This window comes from Vibrio sp. D401a, from assembly GCF_030248515.1.
GTDB lineage: Bacteria > Pseudomonadota > Gammaproteobacteria > Enterobacterales > Vibrionaceae > Vibrio > Vibrio rotiferianus.
Genome location: NZ_JAHGAI010000015.1, coordinates 1 through 5,792, shown reverse-complemented (window position 1 = coordinate 5,792; position 5,792 = coordinate 1). Strand labels below are relative to the sequence as shown.

Below are 5,792 nucleotides of genomic sequence, written 5' to 3'. Positions count from 1 at the left end.
TAACAGGGCGTTATGTTTTAAGGGGGTGAAATGGAATGTTTTTTATGTGATAAAGCCATAAATAAAGATAATGACTCAAATGAGCACATTTTTCTTAACTGTATCGGTGGAAAAAAAAAAGGTTCGTGGGTTCATTTGTCAAAGTTGTAATAGTGAGTCCGGGAAACATTGGGATCATCAAGTTGACAATAGTTTATCTCCTTTTGCTCTTTACTTTGAAATAATAAGAGATCGTGGAAAGGTTCAAAGTAGAAAGGTGGTTAGTGATACCGGTGTTATATACTATCACCACCCTGGTAGGTTTAGCTCTGATCGAGTGGATCATGAAATCATTGATGGGAAATTGGTAGTTCGGGGTCCATCTGAAAAAAGAGTTCGTCAGTATATAGAAATGTTGATTAAAAAAGAGGGGCTTAGTGTTGATAAAGGAAATTACTCTTTTACTAAGGAAAGTGTTTTTGAAGAGTTAAAATTCAAAGATGAGTTAAACCTTCCACCTTTGAGCAACGACTTTTCCAAGTCTATAGCTAAAACCGCAGTAGCATTCTTAGCTAAAGTGAAATTTGACATTAGTCTCTGTAATGTCGCAAAGAGCTATTTGGCTCAAGGTGGTTCTTGCTGTGTGAACTATGGGTATAGTCTAGATGTTTGTTTTGATAGACCATTTGGCATCCCTTTTCATTACATAAGGGCATATAATGAAGGTCATCACGTATATGCTTATATTGAGTTGTATGGATTTGCTAAATACCATGTAGTGCTCTCAGATAAATATAAAGGCGATGACTTTTGTTACGAATATTCTATTGACCCAACAAAAGGTGAAGACATTGATTTGAGGAGTGACAAAATAATTTCAATTAAAGAGGAGCATCCAGCTAGGTTATTTAACAGGATTTTTAATGAATATACTTTTAAAGTGGGTCATGAAGGTGTTTATTTTTCACAACTTAAGACTGTTAAAAATAAGAAGAGCTTAAAATATCATAAGGAGTTCTCCAGGGTGTTCTCTAATCCGGTTTTTGTTTATGTAAATAATAATCTACCTAAGATAGAGAGAATCTGTGCTGCTCAACGATATCTGGAAACAAGCACTGAAGAGATGGTTACATTGGTGTTAACTGCAATCAAACATAACAAGGCGTTTAAGACAGATTCGCAACGCTAGGCATTTTTGGTTTGAATCAGCTTTAGTGATTAAGGCACGATGGTTTAGGTTAGGTGGCAGCGTTGCTCACTACTTAACGCGGCGTTATGCGCTTGGCGGAAAAATGGAATATATCGAAGTAAAAAGTAGCGAAATCCCATTAGAATTATTACTTGAAGCAGATCCTTCAGCAGCGAATATTTCATCGTATCTATCAGATTCTTGGTGTTTTTCTGCTTCTGAATGTAAGCAAATATTGGGTGTTTGTGTTGTCAAACCGATGGGTCCAAATGTGGCTGAAATCTACAATGTTTCTGTTAATCCTAGGTATCAAGGTAAAGGTATTGGTTCAAAGTTGCTTGAATTTGCCCTTTCTCAGTTATCTCGCAAAGGTATTCAAAGGGTTGAACTTGGTACAGGGACATTTGGTTATCAATTGACCTATTATCAACGGGCAGGTTTCAGAGTTGAATCAGTCATTAAAGACCACTTTCTACTCAATTATGTAGAACCAATATTTGAAAACGGCATCCAGCACAAAGACATGCTTAGGCTATACATAGAAATCTAGTACGCGCATAACAAAGCATTTAAGGCAGATTCGCAACGCAGGGCACTTTTGGTTTGGTTGAGTTTTGGTGTTTACGGTGGCAAGGTTGAGTTCGGTGGTCGAGCGTTGCTCACTACTTAATGCGGCGTTATGTAGCCACGAGAGGACGGTAAGTTAAAAGGATTTATATATGTTAAATATTCGCCAAGCTCGCATTGAAGATATCAGTGTTATCAAGAAACTACAGTTTCAGCTTAATGAGTACCATCAAGCAAATTTACCTGATGACTTCTTATCACCGGAAGAAATTGAACAAAAAATAGACCTACACAAGATAATCGAAAGTGAAAGCTCGATTTTTCTGGTAGCCGAAAGCAAAGGGCAGTTAGTAGGTTTTGTTTTTGGTGAGCTATGGGTTCGTAAGTCTTGGACGCTCAAACAGCGAAAAATCGCGAGCATTGAACAAATAGTAGTGGATTCATGCTTTAGAAGCCAAGGCGTTGGACTGGCGCTAATAGAGGCATTTGAGAAAAGGGCTATTTCTAACGGCGGAGAAGAGCTGTTTTTAGAAGTATATTCCTTCAATGAATCTGCTTTAGGTTTGTATCGCAAAGCTGGTATTGCCCCCAAAATCCTAATTGGGCAGAAAGCACTAAGCTGAAAGTCGGCTACATAACAAATTGTTTAAGAGTGATTCGGCACGCGTGGCATTTTTACTATGCGTTAGTTTTAGTGGTTAAGGTGCTATGCGTAGGCTTCGGTATTGCGTGCCTCACACCTTAACAAGGCGTTAAATTGATTAATGAGGTATCAAACTAAATGAGTAAAGAAGAAAATAACTCGAACAAAGGATTTCTGACTCTTGTAAACATTAGAGATATTTTAATCGTTGCCATCCTTGCAATAGTTACATGGAAACTTCTTGGCGCCGATATATCTATAAAGTTTGAGTCGTTTAGCTTCACAGACTTACTGTCTGTTTTGCTAGCTTTTTTTGCTATAGCTCTATCGGTTGCTTTTTATTTTAAAGCGACAGATACATCTAACATGTTTTATGACAATTCATACAAGTTTACTAAAGAGATATCTGAAATTTTAGGTCGTATTGAGTCAGGTTTTGGTGAGAAGCTGAAGCACATTGACGACGGATATACTGGATTGCGTGACAAGTTTGACAGAATGCCTTTTGATGTTGACCGCGCTAAAGAAGAAGAAAAGAAAGAAAAAGAACATATTAAAGAACAAGAAAAGGAAATGAATAAGGTCATTTTAAACCTTATTGAAAAAGCAAGAATTGCAGACGATGAAAAAGAACAAGTAATGTCTCAGCTTGAGCAGAGCGCTAAAGAATTAGACCGTTCAAAGCAAGAACTTAGAAGGCTGCAACGAGATATTAATCGCGTACAAAGTGATATTTCTGATGTTCCTCAAGATTTTATTGCTTACTTGGCAAACAGAATAGAAGGGCGTTTTAGTTCAAAATATATTAACGCTCCAATACGTATTCTTAACCGTCATTTTAGAGATGTAGTCGATGAAGAAATGGTTACATCTGGAGACATCGATTTCATGACACAGCTTGACTTAGTTAGTGCAGGGAAATTGACCGAAAAAGGTGCCAAAGTTTTGAGGTTGGCGATCGAAAAATCAATTTAACAAAGCATTTAAGAGTGATTCCCAACGCTTGGCATTTTCCATTCCATCGTTGGGTTTTGTGTTTACGGTGGTATGGTTAAGTTTCGTGGTAGCGTTGCTCACACCTTAATGCGGCGTTAGGCTAATACTAAAAAATCGAGGTATTGAGTGAACTGGATTTCAGATATATTCAAGGATATTACAGTATCTAAAACTCTGACAGCGGCATGCTTTATTACGGGCGTGACTTTGTTAGTTGCTCCTAGACTGTTTCCCTCTATGTTTGAGGCTCTTCCAAAAGTTTGGGCTACAGGATTACTTGGAGTAGTAGTTTTCTCTGGTTGTTTGCTGACATTTTGGGGAATTCAATTTGTAAAAGACAAAATTGTTGGTTTTATGAAGGTTAGAGCGCAGTATGCTCGCTCTCAAAATCTCACTGAGTTGGAGCTTAGTTTCATTTACCTGCTTGGTGAGTTAGCTGATAAAACGGCAGATTTGGACAACATTGATTATAGAAAAGCTCCATTTAGTAAATTGGAATTACTTGATGTATGTAGAAGTCTAAACGAAAAAGGTTTGCTAGATATAAATGCGTGGAATGAAAACTTAGTATATTTAAGTGAAAGTGGGCGAAAAAAGGCTCTCGAATTACATAAAGCACAAGCTTTGAAATAATTAGCCTAACAAAGCGTTTAAGACGGATTCACAACGCTTGGCATTTTTGGTTTGTATCAGCTTAAGTGTTTACGGCACAATGGTTTAGGTTAGGTGGTCGCGTTGTTCACCACTTAACGCGGCGTTAGGTTACTAAATTGAGTGCATAGATCGCAGTTTGCATATGTTTTTTCTCTTATTATCGGGTCGTATAAGTCGTTGATAGGAGATAAAAATGGCATGTAATTGTTGTGGTAAGCGCTTAAATATCGGCATGATTCACAAGACAGATCCAGTAACTGGTCAAAAATACAAATCTTGTCCTCATTGTTCCGATGCTAATGGAGGAGAGCATGTTTTCCATCCATATCCGTTTAACTTTGGTAAAACACCAGCTCGCAAAACTGCACGTAATCCTGATGGTTACCAGAGTTACTGTATTGATTGCCGCAGGCTTGCTAAAGGTGTAGCCTCAAATGTCTATCGTAATGGACGAACATGTAGCGGTTTAATCTAGAGGTTCAATGCAAGTTTTTAAAGAAGATGCAGTTGAATGGCTTTCAACGCTCACTGACGCGAGCGTTGACTTAGTTATCACAGACCCACCATACGAATCATTGGAAAAGCATCGGAAAATTGGGACCACGACAAGGCTAAAGGTAAGTAAAGCATCAAGTAATCAGTGGTTTCAAATCTTTCCCAATGAAAGGTTTGAGAGTCTTTTACAAGAGGTATACCGAGTCCTAAAGAAAAACTCTCACTTCTATCTGTTTTGCGATCAAGAAACAATGTTCGTAATTAAGCCAATAGCAGAGAAAGTAGGTTTTAAATTTTGGAAACCAATCGTTTGGGACAAAGTCACTATTGGTATGGGCTATCACTACAGAGCTCGCCACGAATACATACTTTTCTTTGAAAAAGGTAAGCGTAAGCTCAATGACTTAGGTGTGCCTGATATACTTCAATCAAAAAGGGTTTATAGGGGCTACCCAACTGAAAAACCCGTAGACTTACTTGAGGTACTTATTTCTCAAAGTAGCACTGAAGGTGAGTTGGTAATGGACCCATTCTTTGGCTCTGGTTCGACACTCGTTGCAGCTAAAAAATTAAATCGAAACTACATTGGTTGTGATATTTCAGATGCAGCTCATGAGCACTTTCAAGGCAGAGTCGAAAAATAGTAACCTAACAATCTGTTTAAGAGTGATTCGCAACGCGTGGCACTTTTGCTATGCGTTGCGTTTTGTGTTTAAGGTGGTATGCGGTAGCGTCGGTATTGCGTTGCTCACACCTTAACAGGGCGTTATGCCTCAGGAGAAAAAATGGAAAAGTCCATCCGAGAGTTAGCTAAAGAAGTTGGTCGAGTTATTCCGAAACCAGAAGCGAAAGCAGACTTCGTAATCAAAGGTATTGGTAGGCGAAGAGGTGAAGAAGCGTTAATCTATCGTATTCCCTCTCATTCGGATAAAGCCCCTTTTTATGAAAAAGGAGTGACGCTATCAGAATTCCAACTGGCTTATTCACATTTAAGAGAATCAGGCTACTTAACAAGAACTTGGTTTAATAAAAACCTTTCTGCTTGTGCAAAAGAGGGCGCGTGCAATTTTACAACCATAGGTGGCGTTTTTTGCATTTTAGGTGTGGCAGAATACATATCAAAAGCGACCTATCAGTCAAAGGCATAACAAACTGTTTAAGAGTGATTCGCAACGCGTGGCATTTTTACTATGCGTTTGTTTTAGTGTTTAAGGTGGTATGCGAGAGCTTCGGTATTGCGTTGCTCACACCTTAACAGGGCGTTATTCG

8 protein-coding genes are annotated in these 5,792 nt (G+C 38.5%); all 8 read left to right on the top strand.

Annotation, left to right across the window (positions count from 1 at the left end; genetic code table 11):
- Positions 1–79 precede the first annotated feature (79 nt).
- The 8 genes from KIV41_RS08325 (at position 80) to KIV41_RS08280 (ending at position 5,671) form a co-directional block, all read left to right on the top strand.
- Positions 80–1,168, top strand: coding sequence for a hypothetical protein (locus tag KIV41_RS08325; protein WP_285336074.1), 1,089 nt, complete (start codon positions 80–82; stop codon positions 1,166–1,168).
- A 103-nt stretch (positions 1,169–1,271) separates the two neighbouring features.
- On the top strand, positions 1,272–1,718 hold the full coding sequence (locus KIV41_RS08320; RefSeq protein WP_285336073.1) for a GNAT family N-acetyltransferase: 447 nt from the start codon (positions 1,272–1,274) through the stop codon (positions 1,716–1,718).
- 169 nt (positions 1,719–1,887) lie between these two features.
- On the top strand, positions 1,888–2,358 hold the full coding sequence (locus KIV41_RS08315) for a GNAT family N-acetyltransferase (RefSeq protein WP_085319722.1): 471 nt from the start codon (positions 1,888–1,890) through the stop codon (positions 2,356–2,358).
- 158 nt (positions 2,359–2,516) lie between these two features.
- Positions 2,517–3,353, top strand: a complete 837-nt coding sequence (locus KIV41_RS08305; RefSeq protein ID WP_285336072.1) for a hypothetical protein — start codon at positions 2,517–2,519, stop codon at positions 3,351–3,353.
- Between the two features lie 147 nt (positions 3,354–3,500).
- Complete coding sequence (locus KIV41_RS08300) at positions 3,501–4,007, top strand: hypothetical protein (RefSeq protein WP_104975425.1); 507 nt, start codon at positions 3,501–3,503, stop codon at positions 4,005–4,007.
- A 214-nt stretch (positions 4,008–4,221) separates the two neighbouring features.
- Positions 4,222–4,503: a hypothetical protein gene (locus KIV41_RS08295; protein WP_053306554.1), complete on the top strand. Its 282-nt coding sequence runs from the start codon at positions 4,222–4,224 to the stop codon at positions 4,501–4,503.
- Positions 4,504–4,510: 7 nt separating this feature from the next.
- Complete coding sequence (locus tag KIV41_RS08290; RefSeq protein WP_285336070.1) at positions 4,511–5,167, top strand: site-specific DNA-methyltransferase; 657 nt, start codon at positions 4,511–4,513, stop codon at positions 5,165–5,167.
- 141 nt (positions 5,168–5,308) lie between these two features.
- Complete coding sequence (locus tag KIV41_RS08280) at positions 5,309–5,671, top strand: hypothetical protein (protein WP_252040551.1); 363 nt, start codon at positions 5,309–5,311, stop codon at positions 5,669–5,671.
- The last annotated feature ends 121 nt before the right edge of the window (positions 5,672–5,792 follow it).